This is a genomic window from Sphingobacterium tenebrionis, from assembly GCF_037126265.1.
GTDB classification, from domain to species: Bacteria; Bacteroidota; Bacteroidia; order Sphingobacteriales; family Sphingobacteriaceae; genus Sphingobacterium; species Sphingobacterium tenebrionis.
Window position 1 is genome coordinate 53192 of the sequence record NZ_JAYLLN010000014.1, and the last position, 19734, is coordinate 72925.

Annotated in this window: 16 protein-coding genes; 9 read left to right on the forward strand and 7 right to left on the reverse strand. The window is 41.2% G+C overall.

Going from position 1 to position 19734, the window contains the following annotated elements:
• The first annotated feature begins 77 nt into the window (after window positions 1–77).
• Genes VJ786_RS07605 through VJ786_RS07615 form a run of 3 tightly spaced genes read left to right on the forward strand, consistent with a single transcriptional unit; the run spans window position 78 to window position 3995 of the window.
• On the forward strand, window positions 78–1532 hold the full coding sequence (locus VJ786_RS07605; protein ID WP_336557517.1) for a lipopolysaccharide biosynthesis protein: 1455 nt from the start codon (window positions 78–80) through the stop codon (window positions 1530–1532).
• Window positions 1532–2896: an asparagine synthetase B family protein gene (locus tag VJ786_RS07610; protein ID WP_336557518.1), complete on the forward strand. Its 1365-nt coding sequence runs from the start codon at window positions 1532–1534 to the stop codon at window positions 2894–2896. Before VJ786_RS07605 ends, VJ786_RS07610 begins: the two co-directional genes overlap by 1 nt.
• Window positions 2889–3995, forward strand: a complete 1107-nt coding sequence (locus VJ786_RS07615; RefSeq protein WP_336557519.1) for a CapA family protein — start codon at window positions 2889–2891, stop codon at window positions 3993–3995. The genes VJ786_RS07610 and VJ786_RS07615 overlap by 8 nt, the downstream gene beginning before the upstream one ends.
• Window positions 3996–4067: 72 nt before the next feature.
• Here the strand turns inward: VJ786_RS07615 and VJ786_RS07620 are convergent, their stop codons facing one another.
• The 4 genes from VJ786_RS07620 to VJ786_RS07635 form a co-directional block, all read right to left on the reverse strand.
• Window positions 4068–4811 carry a DeoR/GlpR family DNA-binding transcription regulator gene (locus VJ786_RS07620; RefSeq protein WP_099367002.1) on the reverse strand — a complete coding sequence of 248 codons (744 nt, stop codon included), beginning with the start codon at window positions 4809–4811 and terminating at the stop codon, window positions 4068–4070.
• Between the two features lie 64 nt (window positions 4812–4875).
• The gene (locus VJ786_RS07625; protein WP_336557520.1) at window positions 4876–5754 is read right to left on the reverse strand and encodes a hypothetical protein; all 879 of its coding nucleotides are present in this window, start codon (window positions 5752–5754) and stop codon (window positions 4876–4878) included.
• Between the two features lie 88 nt (window positions 5755–5842).
• Window positions 5843–6568: a YebC/PmpR family DNA-binding transcriptional regulator gene (locus tag VJ786_RS07630; RefSeq protein ID WP_099367000.1), complete on the reverse strand. Its 726-nt coding sequence runs from the start codon at window positions 6566–6568 to the stop codon at window positions 5843–5845.
• A gap of 1 nt (window position 6569) precedes the next feature.
• The gene (locus VJ786_RS07635) at window positions 6570–7520 is read right to left on the reverse strand and encodes an NAD-dependent epimerase/dehydratase family protein (RefSeq protein WP_099366999.1); all 951 of its coding nucleotides are present in this window, start codon (window positions 7518–7520) and stop codon (window positions 6570–6572) included.
• A gap of 339 nt (window positions 7521–7859) precedes the next feature.
• Here VJ786_RS07635 and VJ786_RS07640 point away from each other — a divergent pair, with 339 nt between their 5' ends.
• On the forward strand, window positions 7860–8849 hold the full coding sequence (locus VJ786_RS07640) for an aspartate-semialdehyde dehydrogenase (protein WP_134776128.1): 990 nt from the start codon (window positions 7860–7862) through the stop codon (window positions 8847–8849).
• Window positions 8850–8937: 88 nt separating this feature from the next.
• On the opposite strand, the gene VJ786_RS07645 is transcribed toward VJ786_RS07640, so the two are convergent.
• On the reverse strand, window positions 8938–9921 hold the full coding sequence (locus VJ786_RS07645; RefSeq protein WP_336557521.1) for a Kelch repeat-containing protein: 984 nt from the start codon (window positions 9919–9921) through the stop codon (window positions 8938–8940).
• Window positions 9922–9924: 3 nt separating this feature from the next.
• On the reverse strand, window positions 9925–11283 hold the full coding sequence (locus tag VJ786_RS07650) for a DUF4270 family protein (RefSeq protein WP_336557522.1): 1359 nt from the start codon (window positions 11281–11283) through the stop codon (window positions 9925–9927).
• Between the two features lie 220 nt (window positions 11284–11503).
• On the opposite strand from VJ786_RS07650, the gene VJ786_RS07655 reads away from it, so the two are divergent.
• Genes VJ786_RS07655 through pncA form a run of 3 tightly spaced genes read left to right on the forward strand, consistent with a single transcriptional unit; the run spans window position 11504 to window position 14220 of the window.
• Window positions 11504–12937, forward strand: a complete 1434-nt coding sequence (locus VJ786_RS07655; protein WP_134776131.1) for a sensor histidine kinase — start codon at window positions 11504–11506, stop codon at window positions 12935–12937.
• A complete protein-coding gene (locus tag VJ786_RS07660) occupies window positions 12934–13608 on the forward strand; it encodes a response regulator transcription factor (RefSeq protein WP_134776132.1) in 675 nt (224 codons plus the stop codon). Before VJ786_RS07655 ends, VJ786_RS07660 begins: the two co-directional genes overlap by 4 nt.
• Window positions 13609–13629: 21 nt before the next feature.
• The gene (pncA, locus tag VJ786_RS07665; protein ID WP_099366993.1) at window positions 13630–14220 is read left to right on the forward strand and encodes a bifunctional nicotinamidase/pyrazinamidase; all 591 of its coding nucleotides are present in this window, start codon (window positions 13630–13632) and stop codon (window positions 14218–14220) included.
• Window positions 14221–14254: 34 nt separating this feature from the next.
• Here pncA and VJ786_RS07670 read toward each other — a convergent pair whose 3' ends face one another.
• A complete protein-coding gene (locus tag VJ786_RS07670) occupies window positions 14255–17116 on the reverse strand; it encodes an outer membrane beta-barrel protein (RefSeq protein WP_134776133.1) in 2862 nt (953 codons plus the stop codon).
• Between the two features lie 125 nt (window positions 17117–17241).
• On the opposite strand from VJ786_RS07670, the gene VJ786_RS07675 reads away from it, so the two are divergent.
• Window positions 17242–17784 (forward strand): TetR/AcrR family transcriptional regulator, encoded by a 543-nt coding sequence (locus VJ786_RS07675; protein ID WP_099366991.1) that lies wholly within the window; start codon window positions 17242–17244, stop codon window positions 17782–17784.
• A 101-nt stretch (window positions 17785–17885) separates the two neighbouring features.
• On the forward strand, window positions 17886–19592 hold the full coding sequence (locus VJ786_RS07680) for a glycoside hydrolase family 3 protein (protein ID WP_099366990.1): 1707 nt from the start codon (window positions 17886–17888) through the stop codon (window positions 19590–19592).
• Window positions 19593–19734 lie beyond the last annotated feature (142 nt).

Sequence of the window (19734 nt, forward strand, 5' to 3'; positions counted from 1 at the left end):
GAAAATCAATCAATTCAAAATCAAATATATGGAGATAAAGTCGGAATCTTTCCTAAATTTGCTGATTATACCATTTCATGAGCGAAAACGCAAAAAACATAACCATTAAGGGGCTTTTTTGGAATGCCATAGATCGGTTTGGCTATCAGGTCATAACCAATCTGACCACCATTGTGCTGGCAAGAATCTTCGCTCCTGATGATTTTGGGGTCATTTATGTCCTGGCTATCTTTACCACCATTGCTACTTCCTTGGTGGATTCGGGCCTAGCGACATCGCTCGTGCGCTCAAAGGTGGTAAAGGATGTCGACTATTCCACCATGTTTGTCTTCAACCTGCTGGTTAGTGGTGCTATTTATCTGATCCTTTTTATTGCTGCACCTTATCTGGAAGAGTTCTATCAGATCAATAACCTCAGTTTATATGCCCGGGTTTTATTCCTGCAGATTTTGGTCCAAGCCTTTGGGATTGTCCAATATGTAAAGATGCTCAAGAGCTTTCAGTTCAACCTGACGGCCAGGGTAAACTTTATTGCGGTATTGGGCTCTGCCATCGTGGTCGTGTTTTTGGCCTGGATAGGGTTGGGCTTTTGGGGGCTTTTATTGCAAGCCGTATTGTATGCCTTCTTCCGCTCCGTCCTGTTATGGGTATGGGGAAATTGGAAGCTGGATTTATCGTTCAGTAAGGAGTCCATGCGGACGCATTGGGGATTTTCCATCTCCTTCATGATCTCCAACCTGTTAGGGAAACTCCTGAGCCCCTTGTACAATAATTTATTGAAAATGAATTATACCACCGAGGATGTGGGTATTTATGGTATGGCAAATAAATTGGGAGAATCGCCTAATTTGTTGATTTCTTCCGTCGTCCAAGGGACTACCTTGTCTACCTTGACTCCGCTACAGGATGATTTCCCACGCTTTTTGAATGCCTGCCGGAAAACCATGTCTTCACTTGCGTTTTTACTTTTTCCGGTAAGTTTTCTGGCTATTTGTGTTGCTGAACCGGCATTTCAGACGCTCCTAAAAGAGAAATGGAATGATGCCATCCCTCTTTTTCAATGGCTCTGTTTTGCAGGCTTATTCATTTCCCTGACGGATATGAATGTGAATTTTCTGAACATCAAGGGGAAGTCGAAATTCGCCTTGATGCTGGAAGTTATCAAGGTTGGATCTGCAGTGGGGATTTTCTTTTTCACCTACCAGCATGGCCTATTAGCGGTTGTTTTTGGTCAATTGGCTATTCGAATCCTGTGTTATATCATTGCCGCCAGCATGAGTGTAAAAGTATATGGATACACCATCTTTGCCCAAGCAAAAGACCTTTTTTCTTCTTTTCTGATTAGCTTGCTCGCTGCGGTCATTGCTTATTTGCCGCTATATTTCGGTTGGATTAGCAATAACTTGTTCCTATTGGTGGTACAAACCCTTATATTCGCTTTGATTTACATCGGCATCAACCATTTTATCAAAAACCAGATTTGGATGGAGGTGCTGGATTTGGCAAAAAAAAAAATATCTAAAAAAGTTTAATGGAAGTTGCAAAAGGAAATTGGGTTGGTTACGAAACGGTATTTTACCATGAGAAAACTGGAAAATTCAGCCAGGACATCAATGAGGTAATTGATTATACCAATTTGGAAATCGATCCAGAAGGATTGGCGGCCTATCTCGATTTCGGATACAGTGTATTTGGGCATACTCCGGTTAAATATGTTCGTTTTTTATTGCCGAATCAGACCCTGCTGTTGAATGATGGTAAATTGGAGGTTAGGGAAGAATCCGATTCCACCATCCAATTGATCGGTAAAAAAAGTCAAGAAGAAGATGTGTTTGCGAAGTTGCATCAATCGTTGAACAGCTGGGCTTCTGGTTTTGAGGAAGATATTCTGATACCGACCAGTGGAGGCTTTGACTCCCGACTAATGAATGTGCTGATCGATGATAAATCTCGTATCCATGCCTATACTTACGGAACCTCCTTTAATCAAGGGCTTTCTCGGGAATCGGTCTATGCGGGATTATTGTCCGAACGCTTGGGCACACAATGGTCCAGAATTCCTTTGGGCATTTTCAATGTGTACATGGAGCAGTGGTATGACCAATTTGGTCCTACTGTTGGTGCATCGGGAACTTACCATATGGAGTTCTACCAAAAAATCAAGGAAAAGGAGAATTTCAAAAAACTTCACTTATTAAGTGGGATTATCGGCGATGCCTGGGCCGGAGCGGTACATGTACCGATGATCCATTCCGCTCAGGAATATAGAACCTTAGGCTATACCCACGGCATGAGTGCCAATTCCAAGTTGGCGATGGACGTAGATTACCTATCCATTGTGGAGCCTGTTTTTGATAAGCAGAAGGAACATCTGAAAGATCCTGATTTCCGGATCATTACCGCCATGCGAACCAAGATGATGTTGTTGCAATACCTGATCTCGGTGCCTTCTAAAATGGGCTTTCCTGGATATTCACCTTTCGTGGAGGAAGAGATCGCCCTAGCGATGTTGAACCTACCGAAGGAAAGAAAAGAGAACAGAAATTGGCAAAGGGATTTCTTCCGCAAAAACAACCTGCTTTTTGAAGAAGAGAAACATAAATATACCTATCAGAATTCGTTGAATTACTATTCCTTGTTGCATGAGAACCTGGCACCTTTGGATGTGGACCTGTTAAAGGAACACCTAAAACCAGCTTACCTGGAATGGATAAATAGTAAGATTCAGCATATTGGCAAGAAGGAAAGGGTTTTCCAGACCTTAATGCATACCCCTAAGGTTAAGGGTGTCCTTAAATTATTGGGGGCAAAGAATGAACTGTTGGAAGCTTATTTTGCTTATATTACCATAAAACCGATCGAGATTCTATTAAAAAAGAGAGACAAAAATGCCTAAACAACATAAACTTCTTTTTGCTGGGGATGTGGTGATGAACAGTAAACCCGAATTTTCGGCTGCCTTACAGCAGTTATTGGCTTCGGCCGCTGTTTTGTCCTGCAATTTTGAAGCTCCAGTTGCGGGCTATGGGAAGGCTATTGCCAAAACCGGACCGCATGTTTGTCAGAATACAGAGTCGGTCAATTGGTTGTATAAGGAAGGCTTTAATCTATTTTCTTTGGCCAATAACCATATCAACGATTATGGGAAGGAAGCTTTAAAAAAGACCATTTCCTTATTTAAAAAGGACGATGTGGTTGGAGTTGGAGATGAACGGGAAGCATTAGAGCCTGTTGTTCGGGAGCTGGAAGGGGTGAAGTTCGCTTTTATGGCTTTTGGGGAGAATGGATATGGGGCATTGAACGGAGATAGATCCTTCGGTCATGCTTGGGTGAATGCCGATGGTATTGATGAAAAATTAAGACGCTGTAAAGAAAAGGTTGATGTCCTGATCGTCCAGGTGCATGCTGGTGTGGAATTGTTGGATGTTCCCATCCCCGAATGGAAAACGCGTTATCAAGAATTGATTGAAGCTGGCGCTGATGTGGTTGTGGGACATCATCCCCATGTGCTTCAAGGAATAGAAACCTATAAAGGGAAACTCATCTGTTACAGCTTGGGTAACTTTTATTTTGATTATCCATCAAACCATCCGCAGTGGAATACCGGGGGATTATTAGAGTTGCAATTTGAGGGAAAGAATCTATCCGGCTTTCAGATGCATGTGGTTGAAAAGAAAGGAGCTCAATTGGATCTGCTTTCAGAAGCTGCTTCAAAGGAACTATTGGGGGATCTTCAGGAGAAATTGGAAGGCAATGATTACCTGGAATTGGTAGACCGCTTTGCTGTGCAGGAATGGGATAAGCATCACCTTGGATATTATGCAAAACCTTTTAATGGTTTAATGAGCTATTCTCCGAAAGGAATTTTAAAACACCTTAAACGTAGTGTTTTTAACCGTAAGGTGGATTATAACATGATTTGGCATAACCTATTTATCGAAAGCAACAAATGGCTCGTTGAAAGAGCCATTCGTAAAAAAATGTCTGATAAATAAGTGCTCCCGCGTCATTGCGAGGAGGTACGACGAAGCAATCTTCCTACCCAACCTTCCGAAAAACCAGCCTTCCTAAATAACCGTTATCTGATTACTAAAATCCTTCAAACTCGGGTGTTTCGGATCAAGATCCGTAATCAAGTAATTAATATCCTTTAAAGGACACACCCGCATCTTCTGGTTCGAATTCAATTTCTCCACAATACTCAGCACACCAAGTTTTTTGGAACACTTGATCATCGCCTTCTTGATCTGTACTACTTCCCAATCCGAATCAGTGATCCCTTCCTCTACAGAAAGACTATTTGTTCCCAATAAACATAGATCCACCTTGATCTCCGATAGCTCGTTGATCACCTGAGAACCTGTTACCACATTCGTATTCCTTGATAATTTCCCACCCAACAAAATCACCTCAATATTCTCTTTTTCTGCCAATTCCAAAGCGACCAAAGGACTTATGGTAAAAAAGGTACATTGCACATCTTTGGGTACTAATCGGGCCAACTCAATCATGCTGGTTCCTCCCCCCACAAGCACGGTCATCCCGCTCTTGATCAAGGTTATGGCCTTAGAAGCAATCTCTTTTTTTGCCTCTTTTGCATATACGTTTCCTTCTTGAAAAGGATATTGGAAAGACCTCGAAAGGGCACCGCCATAAACTTTTAGGACTTGCCCGCTCTCTGCTAATTCATTCAGATCTCTTCGGATCGTATCCTCTGAAACGTTCAATTGAACACTTAAATCTGAAGACAATACCTTATTATGGATATTGATCTGATGTATGATGTAGGCTTGCCTTTCTTCTTTTAACATAATTATTCGTTGACTTTGGGGTATAAAAATATAAAAATATTCCTAAGTGTAATCAGGTATCTACCTAATTATCATCTTCTTTGTCTTTTTTGTCTTCGGTTTTATTGGTTTTTCCCTCTTCAGGGTTGTCCTCCAATTTCTTAGGGAGATTGGAAGCTTTAAATCTTGGCTTGAATCCAGCCGGTTTCACAGCTTTTTTCTCATCCGCAGCAGGTGTTTCTGCAGCAGAGACCTCCGCAGCAGGTGCTTCCTGTTTTACAGGACCTGTGGTTTCTTCTACTTTGGGAGTTTCTGTAACCACTGGCTTTGGAAGATTGGAAGCTTTAAACCTTGGTTTGAATCCAGCTGGCTTCACCGCTTTTTTCTCTTCCGCTGGAGTAGCTTCTGCAGTGGTAGTCTCAGGTTTTACAGAATCTGTAGTTTCCCCCTCCTTCGAAGTCTCAGTAACCGCTGGCTTAGGAAGATTGGAAGCTTTAAACCTTGGTTTGAATCCAGCAGGTTTAGCAGCTTTTTTCTCATCCTGAGCAGCTGTTTCTGCAGCGGTAGCCTCGGGTTTCACAGAATCTGTAGTTTCTTCTTTTTTCGGTATTTCAACATCCGCTGGCTTTTTAATACTTGCAGCTTTGAATCGAGGTTTAAACCCTGCAGGTTTTGCTGTTGCATTCCCTGAATCAGAAACTTCTGGAGATTTGCTTTCGACCTTAACCGGATTTGTAACCTCAGGCTTAACAACCTCTTTTTTCTCCTCCGCTGGAATCTCAATTTCCTCCAGCAGATATTCCTTTCGCAATCTATTGAACCAGAATTTCTTACTATGATCAAAGCTTTTTTCACCCATTAAAGCATAATCCCGATCGAATTCCTGATACAGATCCGGTCTAGACTTTTGAAGCGCAATAATATCGATCTTCTTTTTCGTGAAAAACTCCGTAAAAGTTAACATAATACAAACTTACTGATTCATGGATGAAATACCGCTTAAAAGAAATGGAGGATATAAACCCTCCATTCCTAGTATCCTATAAATAAGATTAATCCATATTGTGGTAAACCGCTTGCACATCATCATCTTCTTCGATCTTATCGATCAATTTCAAGACGTCTGCAGCCTGTTCTTCTGTCAATGTGGTATGTGATAGGGCAATACGTTCCAACTTCGCAGAACTCACCTCAATTCCTTTTTCTTCTAAAAGACGTTGCATATTTCCGAAGTCTTCAAAAGAAGTTTGAACCACAACGACATCGTTTCCTTCTTCATCTGCCTCCACATACAATTCCTCTAAACCACCATCGATCAATTCCAATTCCAGTTCCTCCACATCCAATTCCTCAGTAGCAGGGAAACGGAAGATGGATTTACGGTTAAAGATAAAATCCAAAGAACCGGTCTTCCCTAAAGAACCACCAGCTTTGGTAAAATAACTGCGCACGTTAGCAACTGTTCTATTGGTATTATCTGTAGCGGTTTCGATCAATACAGGAACGCCATGCGGACCATATCCTTCGTATACAAATTCCTCGTATCCTTTCGCATCCTTTTCTGATGCACGCTTGATAGCAGCCTCCACACGGTCCTTCGGCATGTTTACAGCTTTGGCGTTTTGGATCGCCGTACGTAAGCGGGAGTTGTTTTCCGGGTGAGGACCGCCTTCTTTTACCGCTATGGCAATTTCTTTCCCAAGTCGTGTAAACTGAACGGCCATCTTGGCCCAGCGTTTGAATTTTCTTTCTTTTCTAAATTCGAAAGCTCTACCCATTTTATTGTAATTTAATTTTAAGATTATCTAACATATCCTTTGTCATTGCTGTCAGATCAAACGTTGGTTTCCAACCCCAATCGCTTCTTGCTTGCTCATCATTGATGCTCTTTGGCCAGGAGTCCGCAATCGATTGACGTGGATCGTTGTCTGAATAGGATATCTCAAAATTAGGTAGAATTTTTTTAATTTCTTCAGCTATTTCTTTAGGAGTGAAACTAATTCCTGCCAGGTTATAGCTTGAACGGATGCTCAGTTTCGATGGATCGGCATCCATCAACTCGATCGTTCCACGAACGGCATCGTCCATGTACAACATCGGAAGTTCCGTTCCTTCGGATAAGAAGGACGTATATTTGCCCTGACGGATCGCTTCAAAGAAGATGTGGACAGCGTAATCGGTTGTACCTCCTCCTGGTTCTGTTCTCCAGGAAATGATTCCAGGATACCGTACCGAGCGGATATCCAAGCCAAATTTCTCGTGATAATATTCACATAACCTTTCACCAGCCAATTTGCTGATTCCGTAGATGCTGTTCGGGTCCATCACGCAGTACTGAGGCGTATCTACTTTTGGTGAGTGAGGTCCGAATACCGCAATAGAACTTGGCCAGAAGATCTTTTTGATGCCAAATTCAACCGCAAGGTCCAATACGTTCAAAAGGCCGTTCATGTTCAAGTCCCAAGCTTTTTGAGGGTATTTTTCGCCAGTTGCTGAAAGCATGGCTGCCAATAAATAAATCTGGGTTGGTTTATATTTAACGATAAGGGCTTTGATAGCTTCCTTATCCAACACATTTAGGGTTTCGAAGATTTCCCCCGATGCAATGGCTTGCGGTTCGCGGATGTCGGAAGTGATCACGTTTTCATTTCCAAACTTTAATCTTAGCGCAGCCGCTAACTCTGAACCGATTTGACCGTTCGCACCGATCATCAAAATGCATTCTTTCATGCTATTGGAGATAATTTTTATTTAAATGAATCCTAAATTCTCCTATTGGGAGAACATAAATGCGAAAATACCAATTAAATGGCTGAATATGATGGTTATTTGTGATTTTACGCAATCGTATGATTATAGGGAAAATGACAATTTATCAAGACATTTGTCTAAATACTGAATATATTTCATGGAAATCCACTGCTTATTGAATAATGTTTTGGAAGCAATGTTTTACATTGTAAATTGCTAAATATTATGCAGATAACTCCTTTGAATTTATTAAGTTTGTTTTCTTGAATTAATTAATTAAGATCTATTTTTTTATAAATTTTTTAAAGTAAAAACTAAATGAAAGTTGCAGTAGTAGGCGCGACGGGACTTGTCGGGTCAGAAATGTTGACCGTATTAGCGGAACGTAATTTCCCAGTATCAGAATTGATTCCAGTAGCTTCGGAAAGAAGTAAGGGTAAGGAAATCGAATTCAAGGGAAATAAGTATAAGGTTGTGACGCCTACGGAAGCTATTGCACTGAAGCCGGATGTTGCTTTGTTTTCGGCTGGGGGTGGTACCTCTACCGAGTTTGCTCCTTTATTTGCAGAAGCGGGTATCACCGTAATTGACAACTCCTCTGCTTGGCGTATGGATCCATCCAAAAAATTGGTGGTTCCTGAGGTGAATGGTGATGTACTTACCGCAGAAGATAAGATTATCGCTAATCCGAATTGTTCTACCATTCAAATGGTAGTGGTGATGAAACCTTTGCATGAAAAATATAAGATCAAACGTGTCGTTGTTTCTACTTACCAATCCGTTACAGGAACCGGTGTAAAAGCGGTAGACCAATTGATGAACGAACGTAAGGGAGTAGAAGGAGAAATGGCTTATCCATATCCGATCGATCTAAACGTCATTCCTCACATCGATGTATTCCAAGATAATGGATATACCAAAGAGGAAATGAAGATGATCAAGGAAACGAATAAGATCATGGGAGACGACAGCATCAAGGTTACAGCAACCACTGTTCGTATCCCTGTGATGGGAGGACACTCCGAGTCGGTTAATATCGAATTTGAGAACGATTTTGATCTTGATGAACTGAGAGCTACATTAGCTGCTCAAGAAGGCGTGATCGTTGTGGATAATCCTGCAAAATTGGAATACCCGATGCCTAAGGATGCCCATGGCAAGGATGAGGTTTTCGTTGGACGTATCCGAAGAGACGAATCCCAGGACAAAACAGTAAACCTTTGGATCGTAGCAGATAACCTGCGCAAGGGAGCAGCAACAAATGCCGTTCAGGTAGCTGAACTATTGAACAAGAAAGGTTTAATCTAACCCGAGATAATTAGGTCGATGTTAGCATCGACCTTCAACAAAAAAAGGACGGCATTTGCCGTCCTTTTTTATCGTAATATCAAAAATATTATCTAACAGGAGTAAATTCCCAGTTATCATCAAAGAAGCTAGTTCCAGTAGAACCAGTTGTGATATATCCTTTACCTTTTACAGCAAAACCTACTGCCTTCTCACGAGCAGAAGTTAAAGATTCGTGTTTGTCTGTCCAAGTGTTGTTAGAAGGATCGAATTTCCAAACGGTATTAACAATACCAGAAGCTGAACGGCCACTCACTACATAACCATAGTTTCCGATAGCAAATGCAGATGCATTGAAACGTCTTGCATCATAGTTATCAGTTCTTAAGCTAGGTAATTTAGTCCAAGTAGTACCATCAAATTTATAGAAATCATCAGTAGGTACACCATTTGAGTAACCACCACCCACATACGCTACACCATTGATTACGAATGCATAGGCATACGCTTTTTTGTAGGTAAAAGGCGTTTCGATTTTTGTCCATGAATCTGCAGATGGATCGTATTTGTAGAAATCGCTGAATGTTTTGTCAGTAGATGTAGCACCTAAACCAACGTATGCATTGTTTCCGATAGAGAAAGCAACCGCTCCAAAGCGCGCTTCACCAGGAAAATCAGCAACTTTTGTCCAAGAGTTAGCTGTAGGGTTATATTTGTAGAAATCTTTCAATGCACCAACAGCGTCGCCACCGAATCCTAAACCTACATAGCCTTGATCGTTTACTGAAAAACCTACTGCACTATGTCTTGCAGGACCAATAAAATTAGCTTTTGTGCTCCATTGAGAACCATCAAAAGCATGGTTATCTGTTAATACTTCGTTTGTTTTTAAATAACCACCTACAATATAGGCAACATCATTTATCGTGAAGGTTGAAGCTCCGTTACGTGGATCTTCTGGAAATACTGCTGAGCGAGTCCATTCAGTAGGTCCTGTCTCCGTAGTGTCCTCATCATCTTTTTTACAGGAATTGAAGGATGTAATTGCTAAAGTGGCTACTAAAAATAGTGCTAGCCAGTTTTTCTTATTCATAGACTATTTAAATTTTGTATATACGATATTTAATTTAACTTTCGGTTGATTGTTTTGGGTCGCCAAAATACTGGTGTTTCCTGTGCTGAATAATGCTGGATTGCCCAAAGATAAGTATAATGATTTATTTTGAGCATCAGGAAGGTTAACTGTACGGATATATTGGATCATGTTGAACACATATTTCCCAGGTCTACCCGTATTATTTCCCAAAATATAAGTTCCTGTCTGTACCGTGTTGGTAAATGGAACAGGCAAGAAATTGGTCGGAACACCCATGTCTGTTGTGTAAAGGACAGGTTGTGGTGCAGCCGTATAATATCCCAAATGGGAGGATGCAATCTCTATTTCTAATTCTGCTTTATTGATGGCGATGCCAGGTTGTTGCATAAAATCACGCAATGCTGGAAAGCTGATCTGCGTAGCTACTCCTGAACCAGCCTGGATAAAAGAAATACCATTTGTTTCTGCAACAGGAAGCGGATTTGTCGTTGTCAATGCTTCGAATTCAGTTCCTGTTCTATCGGCAACAATGTTATTATATTGAACGGATTTATCAGCCATGTTCAAGGTTTTCACCCCTTTCTTTCTAAACCCGTCAGTACCCACATAGGAGTAATTAATCCTTACTTCTAAGGTATCCTTGAATCCTACCATAGCCGTATTGCCAGCATCCGGACGAATAGTCAATCCCTTAAAGTATTCTTGGAAATTCGATGCAGAATTGAAAGCTACATCATTGTTCTTGATTTTCTGAAAGAATTCTGTTCCAATTGCATCTGAAAGCCTAACCGATAAGGTGTCCACTTTGCTCATATGCGGTCTGAAGCTAACCGATCCCAACGCATTCGCATCGAAATTGAAGGATTGATGTGCGAATATTGTTGCTCCTGGATAGTAGATAGGAAATGATATTCCTGTCGGTGAAGGAGTCAACGTAGTCGTTTCAAGAGCCTGCGTCAAACGATGAACATAAATCTTTTGGATTTTGCTGGTATCGCCATAAGCGTAACGATTGTTGCTCGGACGGATAACCAAATTCAAAGAGTCGAATTTTGCTGTTGTAGGAAAATCATTCGTAATCCCTGCCGGATTAAGTCTGAAAAAGGTGTTGGAAGTCAATGAACCAATAATAGGTTGGGTAACTTTTCCCACCAATAATGTTCCTGTTGCAGCTGTTGGAATGGTAGGCATTTGAACTGTAGAAACTACAGCAGACAAGCTGTCTACTGAAGAAACGTTCAAATTATCAATATTGTCGTTCTTCAACGAAATCGCCATATCCTTATCACAACCGGATAAGAATAATACAGCGCTTAGACTGAAAGTAGCAAAAAGAGAAAAACGTAAATTTTTAATCATAAATTCATTAGTCATGCAAAAGTATAGAAAGAGAATTGTTATTCATTGTTATATTTTGTTAAAAATCACGCAATTTCCCCTATCTTTTGCTTTATATTAACGGTTAAAACGGCTGATTTGCGACAATCAAATTGTCCAACTGTTAATCAGTGTTATAAATTGTTAAAAGCATCAAATTCTTTATGCCGTGCAAATCTACTAATTTAAATTTGTTTTAATTATGTTAAAAAACTATAAAATATTGATGCTTGCCATCGTCCTGACCGCTTCAGGTATCATCCTGGTGCTGAGTGTCTGGCTGTATGGGAGTTATCAGATTCGAAAGCAATTTTATTTGGGTACGGCGGAGCACGAGCTTTTCGATGTCATTCAGGATTTTTATCAAGATAACGAGGCTGAAATTCAAAAGGATAACCAGAACCAACGCAGAGGGCGGGTGGATCGGATCAGTATGGCCATCAAGAAGAAATATCCGGTCATCAATATAGACTCGGTGAAGGCCATCTTCGAAAATGAAAATTTCGGACGGAGGCAGAATAACGATCGTACAACGAACGATAGCCTGTCAAACGGTAAACCCAGAATGAGCCGTCATTTCATTTCCTCCTTCGTCTTTCGAAACATCAATTGGAGCGATGAAGTATTGGATACGCTTTCCAATAGGCTAACCATGGCTTTAAAGGAAAGAGGAATGTATACCCCCTTTAAACTAAGCCTGCTAAAACTTCCAGACGAAAACGAACGCAACGGAAGATTTTATAAAGAACGGTTCAAGGAAAATAAAACAAGACCGACCATGGTTGATGCCGGTGAGAACAAGTACCTGGAGCTGGATTTTGACAATCCCTGGCTATACCTGTTAAAATCCATCCTTTGGCAAGTAGTCATAGTGGTTCTCCTGATCTGTTTAATGATCGGAACCTTTATCTACCTCTTGGATACCATCAAAAAGCAGAACCAATTGGCAAAGATGCGGAAAGCATTTGTGAACAACATGACCCACGAACTGAAAACACCTGTTTCTACGGTTATGGCAGCGGTAGAATCCTTAGAACGCTATGGGGCCATGAACGATAAGGAAAGGATGGATCGATATTTTCGGATTTCCAGGCATGAGCTGGAACACCTATCCGATATGATCGAACGGGTATTGCAGGTTGATGTAGCGGAAACCAATGGCGTACTACTCGAAAAAAGCTGGGTGGATGTTGTTGCTCTTCTTAAGGAATGCAAGGAAAATGCCCAACTATTTGCCAAAAAAGCAGTTAGCATAAACATTGAAACCAACGTGGAAAGCTATGTGGTTTTTGCTGATCCTGCGCATATTAAAAATGTTTTCAGTAACTTATTGGACAATGCGATCAAATATGCGGCAGATGATGTGCAGATCATGATAAAGATCCAAGGAAGGGACCAAGCGGTTGAAGTGAGCATCCAGGATAATGGAATCGGTATTCCGAAATCATACCAAAAGGAGGTTTTCGATCTGTTTTTCCGGGTACCTTCCGGCGATATCCACAATGTAAAGGGATTTGGATTGGGCTTGGCCTATGTAAAACAGATTGTTTCCCAACATCATGGCACCATCGAATTGCGTAGCGAGGAGGGAAATGGAAGTATTTTTATTGTTAATTTACCGAAAGAGACAAAATGATCAATGTATTATATGTAGAGGACGAGGAAAGCTTGGCCATGATTGTTACCGATAGCTTGGAGGCCCATGGTTTTATGGTCCGACATGTATTGAACGGTCAGCAGGCATTGGTTTTCCATCAGAAATATAAACCCGATATCATCATCCTCGATGTCATGATGCCCTTAATGGATGGATTTACCGTAGCCAAAGAGATCAGGAAAACAGATCTTCATACGCCCATCATTTTCCTAACCGCCATGACGCAGACCGACGATGTGGTGAAGGGATTCAAGTTGGGTGCCAATGATTATATCCGCAAGCCATTCAAGATTGAGGAACTGATCGTTCGTATCGAAGCGGCTTTAAAGAAAAATGGACAAGGCATGTCCAATAATAAATTTGTGATCGGGAACTATACCTTGGATACCCTGAAAAACACATTGAGTATAGGCGATGAAACCGAAAAACTATCCTATCGAGAGGCAGAATTACTGAAAAGACTGATCGAAAGTAAGGATAAGGTACTGCCAAGGGATGAAATCATCCGCACCTACTGGACAAACGACACCTATTTTACAGGCAGAAGTCTGGATGTTTTTATCAGCCGGATCCGTAAATACCTTTCAGGCGATGAAAGGATCAAGATTACCAATATCCGAGGGGTGGGTTATATGCTGTCCTTAGATTAAGGATTATTTGTAAATTTAAGTATGAAAGCGCTAATAATTGTTGATGTACAATACGATTTCCTTCCTGGAGGCTCCCTTGCGGTTGCCAAAGGTGATGAGATCATACCGGTGATAAATTATATACAGAAAGATTATGATCTGCTGGTTGCTACCCAAGATTGGCATCCGGATAATCACCTGAGTTTTGCCAGCCAACATGAGGGAAAATTACCTTTTGAAGTGATCGACCTATTTGGGCTGGAACAGGTCCTATGGCCCGACCATTGTGTGCAGGGATCCTACGGGGCTGAATTTTCCGAAGATCTAAATATGAATAGGGTAGAAGCAATTTTCCGGAAAGGAATGGAAAGGAACATCGATAGCTATTCAGGTTTTTTTGATAACGGAAAAAGGAAGGATACCGGATTAGCGGGCTATTTAAAGGCAAGGAAGGTGGATGAAGTGCATGTTTGTGGATTGGCTGCTGATTATTGCGTATACTTTACAGCGATGGATGCATTAGCAGAAGGATTTAAAACCAACATCATTTCCAAAGCGACCAAGGCAATTGACAAAGGTGCTTTTATGGAAAAGAAAAATGAATTTATACAAGCAGGCGGATTATTATTGTAAATAATCCGCCTGTCCAATCATATCTATTCGTGAATTAAAATCTTCCTCCCCGGTTACCTCCTCCTTGATTGCCACCACGCTCATTTCTATTTCCGCCGCGATCTCCGCGATCCCCTCTTGGTCCTTCGGATCTTCCTTCTGGTGGAGCTGAACTTCGACCTCCAAAATTACGGATGTTATACGTCAGGTTCAATATGAAATACCTATTCAAGGTCTGTGATGTAGAGTTTGTAATGGAGGTAGGGCCAACATTCCGGTTGATGTTCTTCGCATTATTCAACAGATCGAAACCTTTGATGGAAAGTTCCGCATTCTTCCTTCGTAAGAACTTATAGCCCAAAGAAGCATTCAATAAGGTCAGGTTAATGTTCTGCGAGTTCGCTGAAGTGGAATTATTATTCTGGATCGCTCCGTTATTGATATAAACCAACTGATAGCCGATCAAGAAACTCTTGAACAATTCGATGGTTGCTCGCGAATTGAATCGATGATTGATGATGTTGTATTTCGGGTTGATCGTGTTGCTGGGGTTCTCAATAAATCGAGAAGACAGGTCATAGCCAACAGAAATCGTATATCTTCTATCAAAATTACTGTTCAGGGAAACCCCTTGCGAAAACCCAAAGGTTTGGTTTGGCGTCAAAACAGAATTCAGGAAGCTTTTTCTTTTGTTGTAAAATAAATTCGTAGTCGCATTCACATTAAAACCCAATTTTTTAATCGGCAACCCATAACTTGTCTGTGAATTCAAGGAATAGACCCCATCCACATTTGTTCTGGAATTAAAACGTCCGCCTGCACCCAATTCGATATCATCAAAAAGGATGATGCTGGTATCGGTTCTAAATTCATTGTCTACAATACTGTTGTCGATGATGTTAAAAGTAGCATGAGTCGTAAAACTTCTGCCGTTAACCTTGTTTACATCCCTATAATTTAACTTTAAGGAATGGGAGTATTCTTGTTTCAGATCCGGATTTCCTGTTGAAATATTCAAGGGGTTTTCATTGTTGAGGTAATCCTGCAGATCAGAGATCGACGGAACATTGGTGTTGGTGTTGTAGGTAAATTCGATTGTCCGTTCCTTGGTAAAGAAATAGGTCGTATTGAAATTCGGCAAGAAACTACCAAAGTTAGCTACGGTTCTTAAATCATAAGGTACTGTTCGATCATTAACACGCACGCCATGTTCATAGTTCAAGCCGGCCTGAATTCGTAATGTATCTCTTTTATTATAAGAATAGGAAAGCCCAACAGAATGATGGTTGAAATCGTTTCGGAATTCATTGGACAACCGTTGGTTCAATTCTTCGTATTGACCGGTTTCCGCTAAAAACTCCAATGTTTTCCGATCAGAATAATTACTGGTGTTCCGGAAACCGTAATTGGCCTGCAACCTCGACAGGTTATTGATGTTTTTGGTAAAACTCAATCGGCTATTGAATCCAGAACCATAACCATAGGTGGCATTCTGTCTATTGATGGTATCGCTTCGCTGCAACACAGCGTTTCTATAATACTCATTGAAGGCCAATGTTTGACCCAGCGCATCATTACTGCTTTTATTTCCATCGATATTCAAACTTATCGTTTGTCCTGGAGCCTTAAATCGGTGCATATAAGTCAGGTTTCCCCCGAAATTGAAGTTATTGCTCGAGTTGTTGTTACTTCGATCCACATTGTTGATTGGATCGGTCTTATTATAAGAAGTATTACTCTGCGTTGAATTTTCCCTGTCATTCCATCTCAAGGACATGTTCGGGTTGAAATCCAGGTTGTTCATGCTATCCAATCGCCATTTGAACCTTCCGCCTAAGGTATGCTCATTATTGATGGCCTCCGAAATATTGTGAGAATTCTGGAATTGATTTTCTCTGCCTGAACTGAGGAATTCAATATCATTTAAAATATCATTATTGGTATTGGATTTCCGGAAATTATAGTTGGCATTCACTTCCAGTTTTTTATCCAGGAAGGAGTTCGTATAATTCGCAGCCCCTGCGTAGGTGTCGGTAAGTCCATTTTCCGTGTTGCTGTTTCCATTTCGGGAGCCACCACGTCCAACAGAACCCAGGTCCGTTTCATTGATGTTATTGGCCATGAGGGCAACCGACATTTTCCGGTCTCCATTAAAGGCATTCAGAGCGGTGTTGATCGCAAATTTATCCGCATCGCCCTTACCCGCATTCGCACGGCCGAAAAATCCACTGCGGCGATCTGGTTTGGTGACGATATTGATCACCTTATTCCGTTTTCCATCATCAAATCCGGAGAACCTCGACTGCTCACTCCGTTCATCAATGATCTGTAGTTTGTCGATAATATCTGCTGGCAGGTTCTTTAGGGCTATCCGAGGGTCGGAAGTGAAGAATTCCTTTCCATCCACCAAGATCCTTTTTACATCCTCTCCATGGGCTTTTACATTCCCATTCTCGTCGATCACCACACCTGGCACCTGAGCCACCATTTCATCGGCATCGGCATATTCCCGGGTCTGAAAATTCTTGGCATTGAATTCCATGGTGTCCCCACGAACAGCCACAGTAGGAGGGGCCGTAATGGCAATCTCCTCGATCATGATCTCTCCGGGTTCCATGGCTAAGTTCAGGTTCATGGCTTTATTAGCCACCGTAACCAACAGCTCGCTGCGCTTAAACCCCAATAGGGTTGCCGTTAATTGGTAATTGCCGGGGTTAACTTTCTCGAAAGAAAATTCCCCTTTATCGTTTGATTTTATACTAGTTCGGGTGGAGTCTTTGGTATGAAGAAGGAGTAAGGTAACATCCTGCAACCCTTCGTTCTTTGTTTTGTCGGTTATTTTACCGGATAGTTTCACCTGTGCCTGTATGGTGGTAGTTAGCCCCAACCATATCAGGAGAAACAGCATGTATTTCATGGTTAAGAAAATTGATTGCTCAATATTAATTCATTTAAGTGTAAATTAATGTAAATACTGTTAAATCACAAAAAAGATACAATGTGTAGACTAAGCGAAAAAAGGATATATTTGTCTCATTAGGAATGAAGGAAACTAGTTTAAGTAGAAAAGAAAAAATACTGCAGACGGCATTACAGTTATTTGCAACAAAAGGATATCTGGACAGCTCCACGAAAGAGATTGCCGCACAGGCGGGTGTCTCGGAGGCGCTGATATTCAAGCATTTTGGAAATAAGGATGCCTTATTGGCGCATATCGTCAAATCCGGTTACCGTAAAGTGCTCATGCAGCACAAGGGTATGATGACCTATAAAGGGGCTAAGGATTTTTTGCGCAATATGGTTTTGCTTCCTAGCCAGCTAGTGGCCGAAGAACCGCTTTTCTGGAAGCTCCAGGAAAGATTATCCCATCATTCCTTTTCCAAATCCCAACACGAGCTTTTCATAAAACCTGTACAGCCCATCGTTCATCGTGCGTTTGTAGAACTCGGTTTTAAAAATCCAGAATTGGAAACCCAATTTCTCCTTCTGGTTATCGATATGCTCTGGAAGAAAGAGGCCTGTGGTGATATTGAAAATGCAGCCGAACTTGCCAGCCTGATCCAAAAGAAATATGATTTGACGTAATGCGTGTTTATGCACGTTTATGATCGAATTTTCGAATAAAAGCGCAGTATTATTTCCATAACTAAGCAAAATTTCCGTATTTCGTAACAAACTAATTTGTGATGATTAAAAAAATAGCTAGTGTAGGCGCCCTTTCTTTATTATTTGTGAGCTCCTTATTTGCACAAAAGAAGCCTGAATTTATTTCTTTTGTAAACCAAAAGCATGCTTGGGTTGATTCTGTATTCAACAAATTGACACCCAAAGAACGCATCGCACAATTGTTTTTGGTCCGTGCGCATACCAATTTGGGTCAGAAATATATTGACTCTGTACAAAATGTCATTCAGAAGGAACAGTTAGGTGGCCTAGTGGTTTTCCAAGGAGGACCTGTGCGTCATGTCAATATGTTCAATAAATACCAAAAGGTATCCAAAGTGCCTTTGTTGATCACGTTTGATGGTGAATGGGGATTGGGCATGCGAATGGCGGATTCGACCATCTCTTTTCCTTATCAGATGACCTTGGGCGCTATCCAAAATGATAACCTATTGTACGACATGGGTCGTCAGATTGCGAATGATTTCCACCGTATCGGCATGCACTTTAATTTTGCACCGGTTGTGGATATCAACAATAACCCAAAAAATCCGGTGATAAACTTCCGCTCTTTCGGGGATAACAAATACAATGTGGTCAGAAAATCCAAAGCCTATATGAATGGTATGGTGGATGGTGGTATTTTGGCTTCCTTGAAACATTTCCCAGGACATGGTGATACCGATGTGGATTCACATTACGACCTTCCGCAATTGAAATTCGATAAGGCGAGGTTAGATAGTTTAGAGATTTATCCGTTCAAGGAATTGATCAATGCGGGTGCACCATCGGTGATGGTTGCCCATATGAACATCCCTTCCTTGGATGCGACTCCGAATATTCCTTCTTCCATTTCCAAAAAGGTAGTGACCGATCTGTTGCGCAAGGAATTAGGCTTTAAAGGCTTAACGGTAACGGATGCAATGGATATGAAGGGGGTTAAGAAGTTCTTCCCTAATGGCGAGGCGGATGTAATGGCGATCGAAGCTGGTCATGATCTTTTGGAGATCTCCGAGAACAGTGGCCGGGCGATTGATCTGATCGAAAAGGCGATCAAATCTGGCCGAATTTCGCAGGCTGATATTGATGTGCGGGTGAAGCGGGTTTTGGCTGCGAAGTTATGGTTGGGCTTGAATAAGAAAACAGAGGTGAGTAGCCGTAATCTTTATCAGGACCTGAACAGTCCTTCTTCGCAATCCTTGGTTCAGCGTTTAGCGGATGCTGCGGTTACTTTATTGAAATCTGATCGTGGAATCAAACGTTTTGATGCCAAAAGAGAAACTGCGGTGGTGAGTGTGGGTATTACGAAGGCAGAAGATTTTGAGACCGGCTTAGCCACTCAGTTATCGAATTACAAGCAGTTCTTTGTAAAAGGTGATGAGTCGGAAGAGGTATTAAAGGATTTGATGAAAGAGATCCGTGGTCATAAGCAGATTATTTTGGCGATTCATGATAATCGTTCAAGACCAAGAAGCGAGCTGGCATTTACAGCACCTACGGTAGAGTTTATTGATAAATTGGCTGGTAGAAGAACCATTTCTTTTATGTTCACCAATCCATATGCGATGAATTCGGTGGATGTGATGCGGAGTTCGTCGGTGGTATTGACTTATCAGAATGATTTCTTTATGCAAAAAGCGGCGTTGAAGGTTTTGTTGGGACAGATTAAAGCAGAAGGTAAATTACCTGTAACGATTTCAAAGGATTTGAAATATGGTAAAGGATTGTAATCGAATTATTTTGTTTTTTTGATAGATATGGAAGAAGGTGTCTAAAAAGGCACCTTCTTCTGTTTTATAGCTTTCTGGAGCTCCATTATAATTTCATGAGCAATATTAGGCTGCAAGTCGATGTTTTGTACTTTTCAGCATG